Genomic DNA, 15,924 nt, shown 5'->3' with positions numbered 1-15,924 from the left:
TTTGCCGGATTGCGGCGGCCCGCGGGAACAGTGTTTTGCAGGCAACCCGGCTGCACGATGCGCGGATGCGAAAAAGGCTGCCCGAAGGCAGCCTTTTCGTCGTGCTCGGGAACGGTCGATGCTCAGTCGACCGCGCCTTCGCGGCTCGCGCGGCGACGCTCGTGCTCCTTCAGGAAGCGCTTGCGCAGGCGGATCGACTGCGGCGTCACTTCGACGAGTTCGTCGTCGTCGATGAATTCGACCGCGTATTCCAGCGACATCTGGACCGGCGGCACGAGACGCACGGCTTCGTCGGTACCCGACGCACGCACGTTGGTCAGCTGCTTGCCCTTGATCGGGTTCACGACGAGGTCGTTGTCGCGGCTGTGGATGCCGATGATCATGCCCTCATACAGCGCGTCGCCCGGCTTCACGAACATGCGGCCGCGATCCTGCAGCTTCCACAGTGCGTAGGCGACCGCTGCGCCGTCGTCCTGCGAGATCAGCACGCCGTTGCGGCGCTCGAACACCGAGCCGTCCTTGACCGGCGCGTACGAGTCGAAGATGTGGCTCATCAGGCCCGTGCCGCGCGTGAGCGTCAGGAATTCGCTCTGGAAGCCGATCAGGCCGCGTGCCGAGATCCTGTATTCCAGACGCGTACGGCCGCGGCCGTCCGACGCCATGTCGAGCATTTCGCCCTTGCGGCGGCCAAGCTCTTCCATCACGCCGCCCTGGTGTTCGTCTTCGACGTCGACCGTCAGCAGCTCGTACGGCTCGTGACGCACGCCGTCGATCTCCTGCATGACCACGCGCGGACGCGACACGGCCAGCTCGTAGCCTTCGCGACGCATGTTTTCGACCAGAATCGTCAGGTGCAACTCGCCACGGCCCGACACTTCGAACACCGTTTCGTCGCCGGTATCCTTCACGCGCAGCGCGACGTTGTGGTTCAGCTCCTTCATCAGGCGGTCGCGGATCTGGCGGCTCGTCACGAACTTGCCTTCGCGGCCGGCGAGCGGCGACGAGTTGACGAGGAAGTTCATCGTCAGCGTCGGCTCGTCGACGGTGATCATCGGCAGCGCCTCCGGCGTGTCGACCGCGCAGATCGTCGCGCCGATGCCGACGTCTTCAATGCCGTTGATCAGTACGATGTCGCCCGCTTCGGCCGAGTCGACCTGCACGCGCTCCAGGCCCTTGAACGACAGCACCTGGTTGATCTTGCGGTTCAGCACTTCGCCCTCCGGGCCGAAACGCATCACGACCGGCTGGCCCGGCTTGATGCGGCCGCGCGTGATGCGGCCGACGCCGATCCGGCCGACGTACGTCGAATAGTCGAGCGACGTGATCTGGAGCTGCAGCGGGGCTTCCGGATCGGCCGGGCGAACCGGCACGTGCGCGAGGATCGCCTCGAACAGCGGGCGCATGTCGCCTTCGCGCGTGGCCGGATCGAGCGACGCATAGCCGTTCAGGCCCGACGCGTAGACGATCGGGAAGTCGAGCTGCTCTTCGGTCGCGCCGAGCTTGTCGAACAGGTCGAAGGTCTGGTTGATCACCCAGTCGATCCGCGCGCCCGGACGATCGATCTTGTTGATGACGACGATCGGCTTCAGGCCGAGCGCGAGCGCCTTCTTCGTGACGAAGCGCGTCTGCGGCATCGGGCCTTCGACCGCGTCGACGAGCAGCAGCACCGAGTCGACCATCGACAGCACGCGCTCGACTTCGCCGCCGAAGTCCGCGTGCCCCGGCGTGTCGACGATGTTGATGTGCGTGCCTTCGTACTCGACCGCGCAGTTCTTCGCGAGAATCGTGATCCCGCGCTCTTTTTCGATGTCGTTCGAGTCCATCACCCGCTCCGCAATCTGCTGGTTCTCGCGGAAGGTGCCGGACTGGCGGAGCAGTTGGTCGACGAGCGTGGTCTTGCCGTGGTCGACGTGGGCGATGATGGCGATATTGCGAAGGGCGCGGGTCATAGAAACCTGGAAATCGTTTGAACGCGCAAACGCGCGCGCTCGTGTTTTTCACGGGCGCGCGCGTTGCAGCTTGGAAAGCCTCAAATTATAGCACGTGCGCGTGTCGAGAGCCGACCCGCCCGTTGCAACGCAGCAAAACGGCTGCGCCGCGCGGCGCTCCCGAACCGCTGAAAGGTCCGGCGCACCGGCACCGTGCGGCGAAGAAACCTTACCCGCACAAGGGACTCTCGCGGGACACAGCACGCGTTTTGCCGTTCGATTAACATTTGCCGCGGCAAGCAATTGTGCCTATACTGCTGCCTAGTCAACTATTGCAGCTTCAGGGTTTTATGTCGGATTCTTCTACCCCACCGCCCGTTTCGCCGCTGTCTACGTATCAGATGAACGATAGCGTCGGTTATCTGATGTCCCGCGTGAAGTCGGTGATGACCAACCTCGTCACGCAGCGCACGCAGGAAGAACTCGGCATCACCGGCACGCAGGCGAGCATGCTGTTCATGATCGCCGTCGGCAAGTGCTCGACGGCCGCCGAACTCGCGCGCGAATACGGGATCGACGCCAGCGCGGTCACGCGCCTGCTCGACCGGGTCGAGAAACGCGGCCTGCTGTCGCGTGTGCGCAGCATCGAGGATCGTCGCGTCGTGCGCCTCGAGCTCACCGACGAAGGCCGTGCACTGGCCGAACGGCTGCCACCCATTTTCCGCAGCGTGCTCGACCAGGTGCTGGACGGGTTTACGCCGGAAGAAGTCGGGTTCCTGAAGAGCATGCTGCGCCGCATTCTCAGCAACTATTGCGAGACGGCCGGCGGTAGCGTCACGTAATAGTTGCCATAACAATTACTTTTGACAGATTAATGTAAGGAAATCCTTGCAGTGTCCATCATTCATTCCGAGTCAGGGGTTAGCGCGATGAAATCCTCCCCGTTGTCCGTGCGCGCCGGGTCGTGCCGCGCCGCCGTCGCCGCCGCGGTCGCCGCGCTGGCGCTCGCGGGCTGCGCGAATTACATCGGCATCAAGAGCGACAAGCAGATTGCCCCCGCGTCGCAATTCGAATCCGCCCAGAGCCTGCCGGCCCAGGGCGGCCAGTGGCCCGCGCTCGACTGGGCCAGCCAGTTCGGCGATCCGCAGTTGCCGAAGCTGATCGACGAAGCGTTGCAGGGCAACCCGTCGATCGCGCAGGCGCAGGCGCGCATCGCGAAGGCCTCGTCGTACATCGAGTCGTCGCGCTCGAACCTGATGCCGAAGGCCGAAGCCAGCTATTCGTGGACGCGCGAACTGTACTCGTCGAACGCGCTGTTCCCGCCCCCGTACGGCGGCCAGTGGTACAGCGAGAACAACGCGCTCGCGAGCGCCTCGTGGGAACTCGACCTGTGGGGCAAGAACCGCGAACGCCTGCACACGGCCGTATCGCAGGAAAAGGCCGCCGAAGCCGACCTGCAACAGGCGCGCATCACGCTCGCGTCGTCGGTCGCGCGCACCTACAACTCGCTCGCGCAGCTCTATGCGCTGCGCGACATCGCGCAGCGCGAGATCACCAACCGCGAGACGGTCGGCAAGATCACCGACGGCCGCGTATCGGCCGGCCTCGACACCAACGTCGAGCGCCAGACGGCCCGCGGCAACATCGCGACGACGCAGGCTTCGCTGTCGGACCTCGACGGCCAGATCACGACGGTGCGCTACCAGCTCGCCGCGCTGCTCGGCAAGGGCCCGGATCGCGGGCTGCAGATCGCGGCGCCCGTGATGAACCCGAGCGGCGACGTCACGCTGCCCGGCAACCTGCCGGCCGACCTCGTGTCGCGCCGCCCTGACATCGTCGCCGCGCGCTGGCAGGTCGAAGCCGCGATGCACGACGTGAAGGAGGCGAAGGCCGAGTTCTTCCCCGACGTGAACCTCGCGGCCGGTTTCGGCTTCGATGCGTTCGGCTGGGGCAAATTCCTGAATTTCGCGAGCCGCCAGGCGCAGTTCGGGCCGGCGATCCACCTGCCGATCTTCGATGCCGGCGCGCTGCGCGCCCAGCTCAAGGGCCGCTATGCCGACTTCGACCTGTCGGTCGCGAACTACAACCAGACGCTGATCAGCGCGCTGAACGACGTCGCGACGCAGGTCGCGTCGATCCGCGCGATCGATCGCCAGATGGGCGACGCCCAACGTGCGCTCGACGCGTCGACGCGCGCGTACGATCTCGCGGTCATTCGCTACAAGGCCGGCCTGTCGCCGCAACTGCAGGTGCTGACGGCGGACAGCAACCGCCTCGCCTCGGAGCAGACGGTGACCAACCTGAAGATGCGCCGGCGCGACATGCAGCTCGCCCTGATCAAGGCGCTCGGCGGCGGGTTCGACGCGACCGGCACGCCGCTCGCCGCACCCGATACCGCCGCGCCGACCAAACAGGCCGCCAACTGATCCGGCGCCACCACTACGCAGACACTCGAAATAACGGACGGAGAAAATCGCCATGAGCGACCAACAAAACGCCGCCAGCGCACAGCCGCAGAATAACGGCAAGCGCAAGCGAATGATGACGCTGCTCGTCGCGGTCATCGTGATCGCGGCCATCGCATACGGCCTCTATTACTTCCTCGTCGCCCGCTTCCATGAAGACACCGACGATGCATACGTGAACGGCAACGTCGTGCAGATCACGCCGCAGGTCACCGGCACCGTGATCGCGGTGAAGGCGGACGACACGCAAACGGTCAAGGCCGGCGATCCGCTCGTCGTGCTCGACCCGGCCGATTCGCAGGTCGCGCTGCAGCAGGCGGAAGCCAACCTCGCGCAGACCGTGCGCCAGGTGCGCGGCCTGTTCGTCAACGACGATCAGTACCGCGCGCAAGTCGCGCTGCGCCAGTCCGACCTGTCGAAGGCCCAGGACGACCTGCGCCGCCGCCTGGCCGTCGCGCAGACGGGCGCCGTGTCGCAGGAAGAAATCTCGCATGCCCGCGACGCCGTGAAGGCCGCGCAGGCATCGGTCGACGCCGCGCAGCAGCAGCTCGCCTCGAATCGCGCATTGACCGCGAACACGACGATCGCATCGCACCCGAACGTGATGGCCGCCGCCGCGAAGGTGCGCGACGCCTACCTCGCGAACGCGCGCAACGTGCTGCCGGCGCCGGTCACCGGCTATGTCGCGAAGCGCTCGGTGCAGGTCGGCCAGCGCGTGTCGCCCGGCAACCCGCTGATGTCGGTGGTGCCGCTCAATGCCGTGTGGGTCGACGCGAACTTCAAGGAAGTCCAGTTGAAGCACATGCGCATCGGCCAGCCGGTCGAAATGACGGCCGACATCTACGGCTCGTCGGTCACGTACCACGGCAAGGTCGTCGGCTTCTCGGCCGGCACGGGCTCGGCGTTCTCGCTGCTGCCGGCGCAGAATGCGACCGGCAACTGGATCAAGGTCGTGCAGCGCCTGCCGGTGCGGATCGAGCTCGACCCGAAGGATCTCGACAAGCATCCGCTGCGCATCGGCCTGTCGATGCAGGTCGACGTCAACATCAAGGACGAACGCGGCGACCAGCTCGTCAACGCGCCGAACACCGTCTACGAGACCAACGTGTTCGCGAAATACGGCGACGAAGCCGACGCCGAAATCGCGCGCATCATCGCCGAGAACGCAGGCGGCAATGCATCGGCGCCGGTCGCGGCCAAGCAGAGCACCGCCGCGAAAATGATGTAACCGTTCCGACTTCGGAAAGGCAACCGACATGGCACAGGCTCCCGCCTCCTACCCGCCCCTGCAGGGCGGGCAACTCATACTCGGCACGATCGCGGTGTCGCTCGCGGTGTTCATGAACGTGCTCGACACGTCCATCGCGAACGTCGCGATCCCGACCATCTCGGGCGACCTCGGCGTGTCGTCCGACCAGGGTACGTGGGTCATCACGTCGTTCGCCGTCGCGAACGCGATTTCGGTGCCGCTGACCGGCTGGCTGACCGACCGTTTCGGGCAAGTGCGCCTGTTCCTCGCGTCGATCATCCTGTTCGTCATCTCGTCGTGGATGTGCGGGCTGTCGCCGAACCTGCCGTTCCTGCTCGGGTCGCGCGTGCTGCAGGGCGCGGTCGCGGGCCCGATGATTCCGCTGTCGCAGGCGCTGCTGCTGTCGAGCTATCCGCGCGCAAAGGCGCCGATGGCGCTCGCGCTATGGGCGATGACGACGCTGATCGCACCCGTCGCGGGCCCCATTCTCGGCGGCTGGATCTCGGACAACTATTCGTGGCCGTGGATCTTCTACGTCAACATCCCGGTCGGCGTCGCCGCCGCCGCCGCGACGTGGATGATCTATCGCAATCGGGAGTCGGCCGTGCGTCGCGCGCCGATCGACGGCGTGGGCCTCGCGCTGCTGGTCATCTGGGTCGGCTCGCTGCAGATCATGCTCGACAAGGGCAAGGATCTCGACTGGTTCGCGTCGACGACCATCATCGTGCTCGCGCTGACCGCCGTCATCGCGTTCGCGTTCTTCGTGATCTGGGAGCTGACCGCCGAGCACCCGGTCGTCGACCTGTCGCTGTTCCGCATCCGGAACTTCACCGGCGGGACAGTCGCGCTGTCGATCGGGTACGGCCTGTACTTCGGCAATCTCGTGCTGCTACCGCTGTGGCTGCAGACCCAAATCGGCTATACCGCGACCGACGCCGGCCTCGTGATGGCGCCGGTCGGGCTGTTCGCCATCCTGTTGTCGCCACTCACCGGGAAGTATCTGCCGCGCACCGATCCACGCTTCATCTCGACGGCGTCGTTCCTGACGTTCGCGCTGTGCTTCTGGATGCGTTCGCGCTACACGACCGGCGTCGACGAATGGTCGCTGACGCTGCCGACGCTCGTGCAGGGTATCGCGATGGCGGGCTTCTTCATCCCGCTCGTGTCGATCACGTTGTCCGGCCTGCCCGGCCACCGCATTCCCGCGGCATCCGGCCTGTCGAACTTCGTGCGAATCATGTGCGGCGGCATCGGCACGTCGATCTTCCAGACCGCGTGGGACCACCGCAACAACTTCCATCACGCGCAACTGGTCGAGCAGGCGAACCCGTACAACCCGACGTTCAACCAGGCCGTCACGCAGATGGGCAATCTCGGGCTGTCGCAGAACCAGGCGCACGGGCTCATCAACAACATGGCCACGCAACAGGCCGCGCAACTCGGCGTGAACGACCTGTTCTACATCTCGGCGGTGATCTTCGTGCTGCTGATCGCGCTGATCTGGATCACCAAGCCCGAACGCGCGGGCGGCGGCGATGCCGGTGCGGCGGCGTCGGCGGCACACTGAGCACTACCCGGCAGCGCATCACTGCGCGGTCACGCGAAACAAAAAGCCCGGTCGATTTCGACCGGGCTTTTCTTATTCCGCCGCGTGCAGTCATGCGCGCCGCTGCGTCATTGAGCCGTCACGACGAGCCGTTCCGGTGCGAGCACACCATTCGCCTTGCGTGCCACGCCGAGCAACCGCGTTGCGTCGTACACGCGCACGCGCTCGCCCTCGGCCGCGCCGATCGGCTCCAATGCCGACAGCGGCAGGCGCTGGCCGTGCAGAAACCGCTTCGCGCACGCGTCGTCGAGCCGAACGGCGGGGAACGTCGACAGCAACGCATCGACCGGCTGCAGCCATGCATCGCGCGCCGCCTCGGCAGCGTCCGACAGCGCATCCAGCGTCACCGCATGCTCGAGCGTCAACGCGCCGACGCCCGTGCGACGCAGCATCGTCAGATGCGCGCCGCAACCCAGCGCCTCGCCAATATCCTCCGCCAGCGTGCGCACATACGTGCCCTTGCTGCAGGTCACGCGAAACGTCACGTCGGGCAGCTCGCAGGCAAGCAGCTCGAGCGCGTGGATCGTCACGTTGCGGCCTTCCCGCTCGACCGTCTGGCCGGCCCGCGCATATTCGTACAGCGGCTTGCCGTCGCGCTTGAGCGCCGAATACATTGGCGGCACCTGCACGATGTCGCCGGTGAAGCGCACGAGCGCCGCTTCCACCGCCGCACGATCGCATTCGACGGGCCGCGTGTCGATCACGTCGCCTTCCGCGTCGCCGGTGGCCGTGCGCTGGCCGAGACGCATCGTCGCTTCATAGGTCTTGTCGGCGTCGAGCAAATCCTGCGAGAACTTGGTCGCCTCGCCGAAGCACAGCGGCAGCAGGCCCGACGCCAGCGGATCGAGCGTGCCGGTGTGACCGGCTTTCTTCGCGAGAAGCAGGCGCTTTGCGCGAATCAGCGCATCGTTGCTCGACAGGCCGACCGGCTTGTCGAGCAGGAGAACGCCGTCCAGCACGCGCCGAGGCACGCGCGGACGTTGGGGTGCTGCATTCGTCATAGGCCGGTCGAGCTCAATCGTCCTTGGCAGGCGCATCGGCCTCGTCGTCGTCCTTCGCGCGCGTCGAGTTCGCTTCCTTGATCAGGCGCGACATTTCGACGGCCTTCTCGATCGTCTGGTCGTAATGGAAATGCAGCGTCGGCACCGTATGAATGTGCAGGCGCTTGAACAGCAGGTTGTGCAGGTGGCCCGACGCATGGTTCAGCGCCTCCTGCGTCTTGTCCGGATCGCCGGTGAGCGCCGTGAAGTAGACCTTCGCGTGCGCATAGTCCGGCGTGAGTTCCACGCTCTGGATGGTCACGATACCGATGCGCGGATCTTTGACCTCGCGCATGATGAGTTCGGACAGATCGCGCTGAATCTGATCGGCGATCTGAACGTTGCGATTGGGGGAAGTACGTTTCCTGGACATGATCGATCCGTGATCCGTTTATCAGGATGAAGCGGCGGCCATTTTCGGCACGCCACCATGAAAATGGGCGGGACAGGCCCAAGCCTGCCCCGCCCATGAGCCGATACGCGACGATTACAGCGTACGCGCGACTTCGGTCACTTCGAAGACTTCGAACTGGTCGCCTTCGATGATGTCGTTGAAGTTCTTCACCGACATACCGCACTCGAAGCCTTGCTTCACTTCCTTCACATCGTCCTTGAAGCGCTTCAGCGATTCGAGTTCGCCCGTGAAGATCACGACGTTGTTGCGCAGCACGCGCACCGACGACGAGCGCTTGACGATACCGTCCGTGACCATACAGCCTGCGACCGTGCCGACCTTCGGTACCTTGAAGACCTGGCGCACCTCGACCATGCCGGTGACCACTTCGCGCTTCTCCGGCGCCAGCATGCCCGACATCGCCGCCTTCACCTCATCCACTGCGTCGTAGATGATGTTGTAGTAGCGGATATCGATGCCGTTCGCCTCGGCCAGCTTGCGCGCCTGTGCATCCGCACGCGTGTTGAAGCCGATGATGACCGCCTTCGATGCCGTCGCGAGGTTGACGTCGTTTTCGCTGATGCCGCCGACCGCGCTGTGCACGATCTGCACGCGCACTTCGTCGGTCGACAGCTTGAGCAACGACTGCACGAGCGCTTCCTGCGAACCCTGCACGTCTGCCTTGATGATGAGCGGCAGGTTCTGCACTTCGCCTTCGCCCATCTGCTCGAGCATGCTTTCCAGCTTCGCGGCCTGCTGCTTCGCGAGCTTCACGTCGCGGAACTTGCCCTGACGGAACAGCGCGATTTCACGCGCCTTGCGCTCGTCCGGCAGCACGATCACTTCCTCGCCCGCACCCGGCACTTCCGACAGACCCTGGATTTCGACCGGGATCGACGGGCCGGCTTCCTTCGTCGGCTTGCCGTTCTCGTCGAGCATCGCACGGACGCGGCCGTAGGCCGTACCCGCCAGCACGATGTCGCCGCGGTTCAGCGTACCGGACTGCACGAGGATCGTCGCGACCGGACCTTTACCCTTGTCGAGCTTCGCTTCGATCACGATGCCCTTGGCCGGCGCTTCGACCGGTGCCTTCAGTTCCAGCACTTCGGCCTGCAGCAGCACGTTCTCGAGCAGATCGTCGATACCTGCGCCCGTCTTGGCCGACACCGGCACGAACGGCGAATCGCCACCGTATTCTTCCGGCACGACGCCTTCCGCGACCAGCTCCTGCTTGACGCGATCGGGGTTTGCTTCGGGCTTGTCGATCTTGTTGATCGCGACGACGATCGGCACGCCACCCGCCTTCGCGTGGGCGATGGCTTCCTTCGTCTGCGGCATCACGCCGTCGTCGGCCGCCACCACCAGCACCACGATGTCGGTCGCCTTCGCGCCGCGTGCACGCATTGCCGTGAACGCTTCGTGACCCGGCGTATCGAGGAACGTGATGACGCCACGCGGCGTATCGACGTGGTAAGCGCCGATGTGCTGCGTAATGCCGCCCGCTTCACCCGCGGCAACCTTTGCGCGGCGGATGTGGTCGAGCAGCGAGGTCTTGCCGTGGTCGACGTGACCCATCACCGTGACGACCGGCGGACGCGGCAGTTGCTCCGCATCGGTACCGGTTTCGCCCTCGACGAGCAGCGCTTCCGGATCGTCCAGCTTCGCGGCGAGCGCGCGATGGCCCAGCTCCTCGACGATGATCATCGCCGTTTCCTGGTCCAGCACCTGGTTGATCGTGACCATCTGGCCCATCTTCATCATCACCTTGATGACTTCGGAGGCCTTGATCGACATCTTGTGCGCGAGATCGGCAACCGACACGGTTTCCGGCACGTGCACTTCACGGACGATCGGTTCGGTCGGCGCCTGGAACGACGATGCGCTGTCCTGGTGACGGCCGCGACCCTTCGGGCCGCCGCGCCAGCCGCGGTCGACGCCGCCGCTCGAATCGCCGCGCGTCTTGATGCCGCGACGCTTCGCTGCGTCGTCCTGCCAGCCGCCCTTGCCTGCGCCCGGCTTCTTGTTGCGGTCGCCCGCGCCTGCCGGCGCCTGCGTCGCGGCCGGTGCCGCGGCGCCGGCCGGCTTCTTCACGGCCGGACGCGCCTGCGCACCTTCCGGCTTCGCCGGCTTGTGCAGCGTGCCCTTCGCTTCGGCCGGCTTCGCCGGTTCCGCCGGCTTCGGCGGCTCGACTGCCTTGACCACGGCCTTGCGCGGCGTGTTCATCATTTCGCGGATCGCGCGTGCCTCGGCTTCGGCCGCCGCGCGGCGCTTGCTGATCTCTTCCTGCTCGGCGCGCGCCTTGTCGGCTGCCTCGCGAGCAGCGTCCTCGGCCTTCTTCGCCGCTTCGCGCTGCGCCGCACGTTCCGCGGCTGCACGCGCTTCGTCCTGCGCGGACTGCGTCGGCGCCGTTTCCTGCTCGGCCGCGGCGGCCTGCCGGGCTGCCGCCTGCTGCGCCGCGGCGGCTTCCGCCGCGGCACGCTTCGCCGCCGCTTCTTCCTCGGCGCGACGGCGCTCGGCCTCGGCCGCTTCCTCGCGGGCGCGACGCTCGGCTTCCTCGCGTTCGAGGCGTTCCTGACGCTCGCGCAGCTCCTGCGCCTGCTTCTCGAGCAGTTCGGCCTCGCGGCGCGCTTCTTCCTCGCGACGCTTCAGTTCCGCATCGTCGTCCGCTTCGGCAACCTGCGCCTGACCCTGTTCCGCACCGTCGGCCACGTCGTCGCGCTTGACGAACGTACGCTTCTTGCGAACCTCGACCTGAATGGTGCGAGCCTTGCCCGTCGCGTCAGATTGCTTGATCTCCGACGTATGCTTGCGGGTCAGCGTGATCTTGCGCTTGTCGCCGTCGGTTGCGCCATGCGACTTGCGCAAATGATCGAGCAGACGCGCCTTGTCCGCTTCGGACAGCGCATCGTCTTCACTCGCTTTCTGGACGCCCGCTGCCTGCAGCTGTTCGAGCAGCACACCAGCAGGCATTTTCAGTTCCGCGGCAAATTGGGCTACGTTGTTACTCGCCATTCATTCCTCTTAGTGCAAGGACCGATTCCTTGCGGTTAGCATCGGGTCAGGCCATACGGCCGCCATCAAATCAGTGCGCCATGGTCATTTCTCACTGGAACCAGTGTTCACGTGCTTTCATGATCAACGCCTTAGCGGCATCCTCTTCCATCCCGGTCATGTCGACCAGTTCATCCACAGCCAGCTCGGCGAGATCGTCGCGCGTCTGCACGCCATGTTCGGCCAGCTTCGCGAGCAACTCCGGCGTGATGCCGTCGAGGCTCTTGAGATCCAGCGCCGCGTTCTCGACCTTTTCTTCGTTCGCGATGGCCATCGTCAACAGCGCGTCGCGTGCGCGGTTGCGCAGTTCGTGCACGGTGTCCTCGTCGAACGCTTCGATTTCGAGCATTTCGTTGAGCGGCACGTAGGCAATCTCTTCGAGGCTCGTGAAGCCTTCGTCGATCAGGATGTCGGCAACTTCTTCGTCGACGTCGAGACGCGCCATGAACAGTGCACGCAGCCGGTCGCGTTCTTCGCCCTGCTTCAGGGCGGATTCGTCCGGCGTCATGATGTTGATCTGCCAGCCGGTCAGTTCGCCGGCAAGGCGAACGTTCTGACCGCTGCGGCCGATCGCGACAGCCAGTTCGTTCTCGTCGACGACGACGTCCATCGAATGCTTTTCTTCATCGACGACGATCGACTGGACGGCTGCCGGCGCGAGCGCGCCGATCACGAACTGGGCGGGATCCTCCGACCATAGCACGATGTCGATGTTTTCGCCACCGAGCTCGTTGCGTACGGCCTGCACGCGAGAGCCGCGGATGCCGACGCAGGTGCCGATCGGATCGATCCGCTTGTCGTAGGCGATGACGCCGATCTTCGCGCGCACGCCCGGGTCGCGGGCCGCCGCCTTGATCTCGAGCAGGCCCTGCTCGATTTCCGGCACTTCCATCTCGAACAGCTTCATCAGGAATTCGGGCGCCGTGCGCGACAGTTCGATCTGCGGGCCGCGCGCGGTGCGGTCGACCTTCGCGATATACGCACGCACGCGGTCGCCCACGCGCAGGTTTTCCTTCGGGATCAGCTGATCGCGGCGCAGCAGCGCCTCGACACGGCCCGATTCGACGATGAAGTTGCCCTTGTCGAGGCGCTTCACCGTGCCGGTCATGATCTTTTCGCCGCGCTCGAGGTAGTCGTTCAGGATCTGCTCGCGCTCGGCGTCGCGCACCTTCTGCAGGATCACCTGCTTCGCGGCCTGCGCACCGATGCGACCGAATTCGATGGACGGAACGGGTTCCTCGACATACTCGCCGACTTCGACGTCGGGATTCTGCTCACGTGCCTCGAACAGCAGGATCTCTCGATCCGGCTCCTGCAAGCCTGCCTCGTCGGGCACGACGAGCCAGCGACGGAAGGTTTCGTGCTCGCCGCTTTCGCGATCGATATGGACGCGGATTTCGGCGCCTTCGTCGAACAGCTTCTTGGAAGCGGAAGCGAGCGCGGCCTCGAGGGCGCCCAGCACCACATCCTTGTCGACGTTTTTCTCGCGCGCCAGCGCATCCACCAGCATCAACACTTCGCGACTCATTATTTGCGGCTCCTAAAGTCAACTTGCGGAATCAGGCGGGCTTTGTCGATATCGGCCAGCGTGAAATCCAGCATGGCTGCCTCGCCCTTCTTCCCCTCAAATTCCAAACCGATCGTTTCGCCATTCGGCGCGTGCAGAATGCCCCGGTACGTCTTGCGCCCGTCCAGCGGCTTTTTCAAGGTCACGGAAGCTTCGCTGCCGGCGAAGCGCTCGAAGTCGGCCAGCTTCTTCAACGGGCGGTCGAGCCCCGGGGACGAGACTTCGAGCCGTTCGTAATCGATGTTTTCGACCGTCAAGACGTGCTGGAGCTGACGTGTGACCTTTTCGCAATCTTCGAGCGAGATGCCGGCAGGCTGATCGATATAGATGCAAAGCATGCCGCGCCCGGTGCGCTCGAGATCCACCAGCTCGTAGCCGAGCCCGGTGACCGTGGTTTCTATCAGTTCCGTCAGTTGCACAGTGTCCTCTCAGGTGTTCGCGCCCGCCGCTCGCGATTCACCCGCGGGCGCGCGCCTTAGCCGGCGCAGGAAGCGCTACCCGAGATGCCTAACCGTTTCAGCAAAAAAAAATGGGCGGAACGCCCATCTTCTTACTGGTGGTCGCACCTGAGCCGCACATTGAATCCGTACGCCCAGCGACTCCGCGATTATAGCGATTTTTGGCGCAAACGCCAAGCCAGCCGGTAAAAGCAGCGCGTCGGCTGCCTTTACGGACCGAAAATGCGAAATCGGGCTGCCCGATCGACCGATATCACCCTGCCGTACCGGTGATCGCCGTTGTCGCGGCACGCGACATCGATGCAGCCGAACCCCGTCAATACAATGCGTCGCGTCGACACAACCGGCCGGATGCCGGCCAGACCGACGAGCCGGCGGCTTTACGCCGCCGTACGACGCCAATCGACAGCGACTTAACGGCTGCGCGTGCGGCTGCGCTGCGGACGCTGGCCGCCGCGCGGGCCGCCGTTGCCTGCGCCGTCGGCACGATTGCCGCCCGGATTGCGATTGCCGCCGCCCTTGCCGCCGCCGCGCTTGCCGCCCGCGCCATCGCGCTTGGGACCTGCGCCATACGACGCGCGATTGCCGTCGACATCGCGTCCGCCGCCGGCGCGGTTGCCGTCGCGCCCCATGCGGTTGCCGTCGCGGCCGCCGCCCGCGCGATTGCCGTAGCCCGACGGCGCAACCGGCAGGCTGCCGTAGCCGCTCAGACCCGGCAACCCCGGGCCGCCGCGCCGGCCACCGCCGCGACGCGGCTGGTCGAGTTGCCCGTGCGTCGTCAGCACCGGCTCGCGGCTGATGAAGCCCATCGACGTCTGCATCGGATCGGGCTGGCGACGCTCGGCCGGACCGGCAGCGCCGCGCTTGCCCTTCTCCTCGGACGGCGCCTTCAGGCCGACGGTCGCCATCAGCTTGCGCACCTGCGCGTCGTCGAGCTCCTCCCAACGACCACGCTTCAAGCCGCGCGGCAGCGGAATCGGGCCGTGACGCGTACGGATCAGCCGGCTCACCATCAGGCCGACCGCCTCGAACATCCGGCGCACTTCGCGATTGCGGCCTTCGGCCAGCGCGACGTGATACCAATGATTCGTGCCTTCGCCGCCGCCATCGCGGATACGCAGGAAATTCGCCGGACCGTCGTCGAGCTCGACGCCGTGCAGCAACTTCTGCCGCATGCCTTCGGACAGCTCGCCGACGACGCGCACCGCGTACTCACGCTCGACGCTGTAACGCGGATGCATGAAGCGGTTCGCGAGGTCGCCGGAAGTCGTCAGCATCAGCAGACCTTCGGTATTGAAGTCGAGGCGGCCCACCGCAAGCCATTTCGCCGTCTTCATCGGCGGCAGGCGGTCGAACACCGACGGACGGCCTTCCGGATCCGCGTGGCTGACGATTTCGCCGGTCGGCTTGTGATACAGCAGCACGCGCGGCGGCTTGTTCGGCAGCTTGCGCTTGACCGGCTTGCCGTTGATCCGCACCTGGTCGGTCGGCATGATCCGCTGGCCGATGTGCGCGGGCTCGCCGTTCACCGACACGCGGCCGGCGACGATCAGCTCTTCCATTTCGCGGCGCGAACCCATGCCTGCTTCCGCCAGCACCTTGTGGAGCTTCGGCGCGTCGTCGTCCGGCGACAGCACGCGCTTGTTCGCCGGCTGGTTGCGCCCGCGGCGCAGCATCGGCGCACGTACGCCGCTACCGCCCGCGGAGTTGTCCGCATCGAAGGCGGGCGACGTCACGTATGCGAACAGTTCGTCCTGGGACGCATCGCCTTCCACGGGTTTCGCCGAGCCACCTTCTGCCTTCGATGCACCGCGACGGCCCTGGCCGCCCTTGGCCGCGCCTTCGCGCTTGCCGGCCGGCTTGCGAGCGCCCTTGGCCGCGCCTTCCTTGCGCGGCGCACGCGCCGGCTGCGCATCGGCAGCCTCGACCGGCTGCGCATCCGCGCCCTCGGCACCCTGCTGCTCGCCTTCGGCGCCCTTCGACTTGGCCGCCGCGCGACGCCGCGCGATCAGGCTGCGCGGACCGCGCCGCAGACCGCGGCGGGGACGCTCGTCGCCACCCGCGGCCGAAGCATCCTGCTCCGGCGCATCGTCGGCACGCGCTGCCTGCACGGCAGGCGCGGACGATTCAATATCGTGGATATCTGTCAAAACAACCTCAAAATGT

General features: G+C 65.7%; 11 protein-coding genes. 4 read left to right on the top strand and 7 right to left on the bottom strand.

The features are described 5' to 3' along the window. Nucleotides 1-122: 122 nt before the first annotated feature. A complete protein-coding gene (gene typA / locus WS64_RS05865; RefSeq protein ID WP_060965973.1) occupies nucleotides 123-1,949 on the bottom strand; it encodes a translational GTPase TypA in 1,827 nt (608 codons plus the stop codon). Nucleotides 1,950-2,278: 329 nt separating this feature from the next. On the opposite strand from typA, the gene WS64_RS05860 reads away from it, so the two are divergent. The 4 genes from WS64_RS05860 to WS64_RS05845 all read left to right on the top strand — a co-directional run bounded on the left by WS64_RS05860 (nucleotide 2,279) and on the right by WS64_RS05845 (nucleotide 7,209). After that, nucleotides 2,279-2,770: a MarR family winged helix-turn-helix transcriptional regulator gene (locus WS64_RS05860; RefSeq protein ID WP_059575757.1), complete on the top strand. Its 492-nt coding sequence runs from the start codon at nucleotides 2,279-2,281 to the stop codon at nucleotides 2,768-2,770. Between the two features lie 87 nt (nucleotides 2,771-2,857). Continuing rightward, nucleotides 2,858-4,354, top strand: coding sequence for an efflux transporter outer membrane subunit (locus WS64_RS05855; protein ID WP_060965972.1), 1,497 nt, complete (start codon nucleotides 2,858-2,860; stop codon nucleotides 4,352-4,354). A 52-nt stretch (nucleotides 4,355-4,406) separates the two neighbouring features. Then, nucleotides 4,407-5,621 carry an HlyD family secretion protein gene (locus WS64_RS05850; RefSeq protein WP_059575761.1) on the top strand — a complete coding sequence of 405 codons (1,215 nt, stop codon included), beginning with the start codon at nucleotides 4,407-4,409 and terminating at the stop codon, nucleotides 5,619-5,621. A gap of 28 nt (nucleotides 5,622-5,649) precedes the next feature. After that, the gene (locus tag WS64_RS05845) at nucleotides 5,650-7,209 is read left to right on the top strand and encodes a DHA2 family efflux MFS transporter permease subunit (protein ID WP_059638806.1); all 1,560 of its coding nucleotides are present in this window, start codon (nucleotides 5,650-5,652) and stop codon (nucleotides 7,207-7,209) included. A 107-nt stretch (nucleotides 7,210-7,316) separates the two neighbouring features. Here WS64_RS05845 and truB read toward each other — a convergent pair whose 3' ends face one another. From truB to rluB, 6 genes are all read right to left on the bottom strand, one after another. Further along, nucleotides 7,317-8,249 (bottom strand): tRNA pseudouridine(55) synthase TruB, encoded by a 933-nt coding sequence (truB, locus tag WS64_RS05840; protein WP_059638807.1) that lies wholly within the window; start codon nucleotides 8,247-8,249, stop codon nucleotides 7,317-7,319. 13 nt (nucleotides 8,250-8,262) lie between these two features. Further along, nucleotides 8,263-8,661: a 30S ribosome-binding factor RbfA gene (rbfA, locus tag WS64_RS05835; protein ID WP_006495346.1), complete on the bottom strand. Its 399-nt coding sequence runs from the start codon at nucleotides 8,659-8,661 to the stop codon at nucleotides 8,263-8,265. A 114-nt stretch (nucleotides 8,662-8,775) separates the two neighbouring features. Then, nucleotides 8,776-11,694, bottom strand: a complete 2,919-nt coding sequence (gene infB / locus WS64_RS05830) for a translation initiation factor IF-2 (RefSeq protein WP_060965971.1) — start codon at nucleotides 11,692-11,694, stop codon at nucleotides 8,776-8,778. A gap of 91 nt (nucleotides 11,695-11,785) precedes the next feature. Further along, nucleotides 11,786-13,261 (bottom strand): transcription termination factor NusA, encoded by a 1,476-nt coding sequence (gene nusA / locus WS64_RS05825; RefSeq protein ID WP_059499058.1) that lies wholly within the window; start codon nucleotides 13,259-13,261, stop codon nucleotides 11,786-11,788. Then, nucleotides 13,261-13,719 (bottom strand): ribosome maturation factor RimP, encoded by a 459-nt coding sequence (gene rimP / locus WS64_RS05820; RefSeq protein WP_059575772.1) that lies wholly within the window; start codon nucleotides 13,717-13,719, stop codon nucleotides 13,261-13,263. The genes nusA and rimP overlap by 1 nt, the downstream gene beginning before the upstream one ends. A 452-nt stretch (nucleotides 13,720-14,171) precedes the next feature. Then, nucleotides 14,172-15,908 (bottom strand): 23S rRNA pseudouridine(2605) synthase RluB, encoded by a 1,737-nt coding sequence (gene rluB / locus WS64_RS05815; protein WP_059638808.1) that lies wholly within the window; start codon nucleotides 15,906-15,908, stop codon nucleotides 14,172-14,174. Between the last annotated feature and the right edge of the window lie 16 nt (nucleotides 15,909-15,924).

The sequence above is a fragment of the Burkholderia anthina genome (assembly GCF_001547525.1).
Lineage (GTDB): Bacteria > Pseudomonadota > Gammaproteobacteria > Burkholderiales > Burkholderiaceae > Burkholderia > Burkholderia semiarida.
Note: the sequence above shows the minus strand (reverse complement) of the source record. Positions and strands in the feature narration are given on the sequence as shown.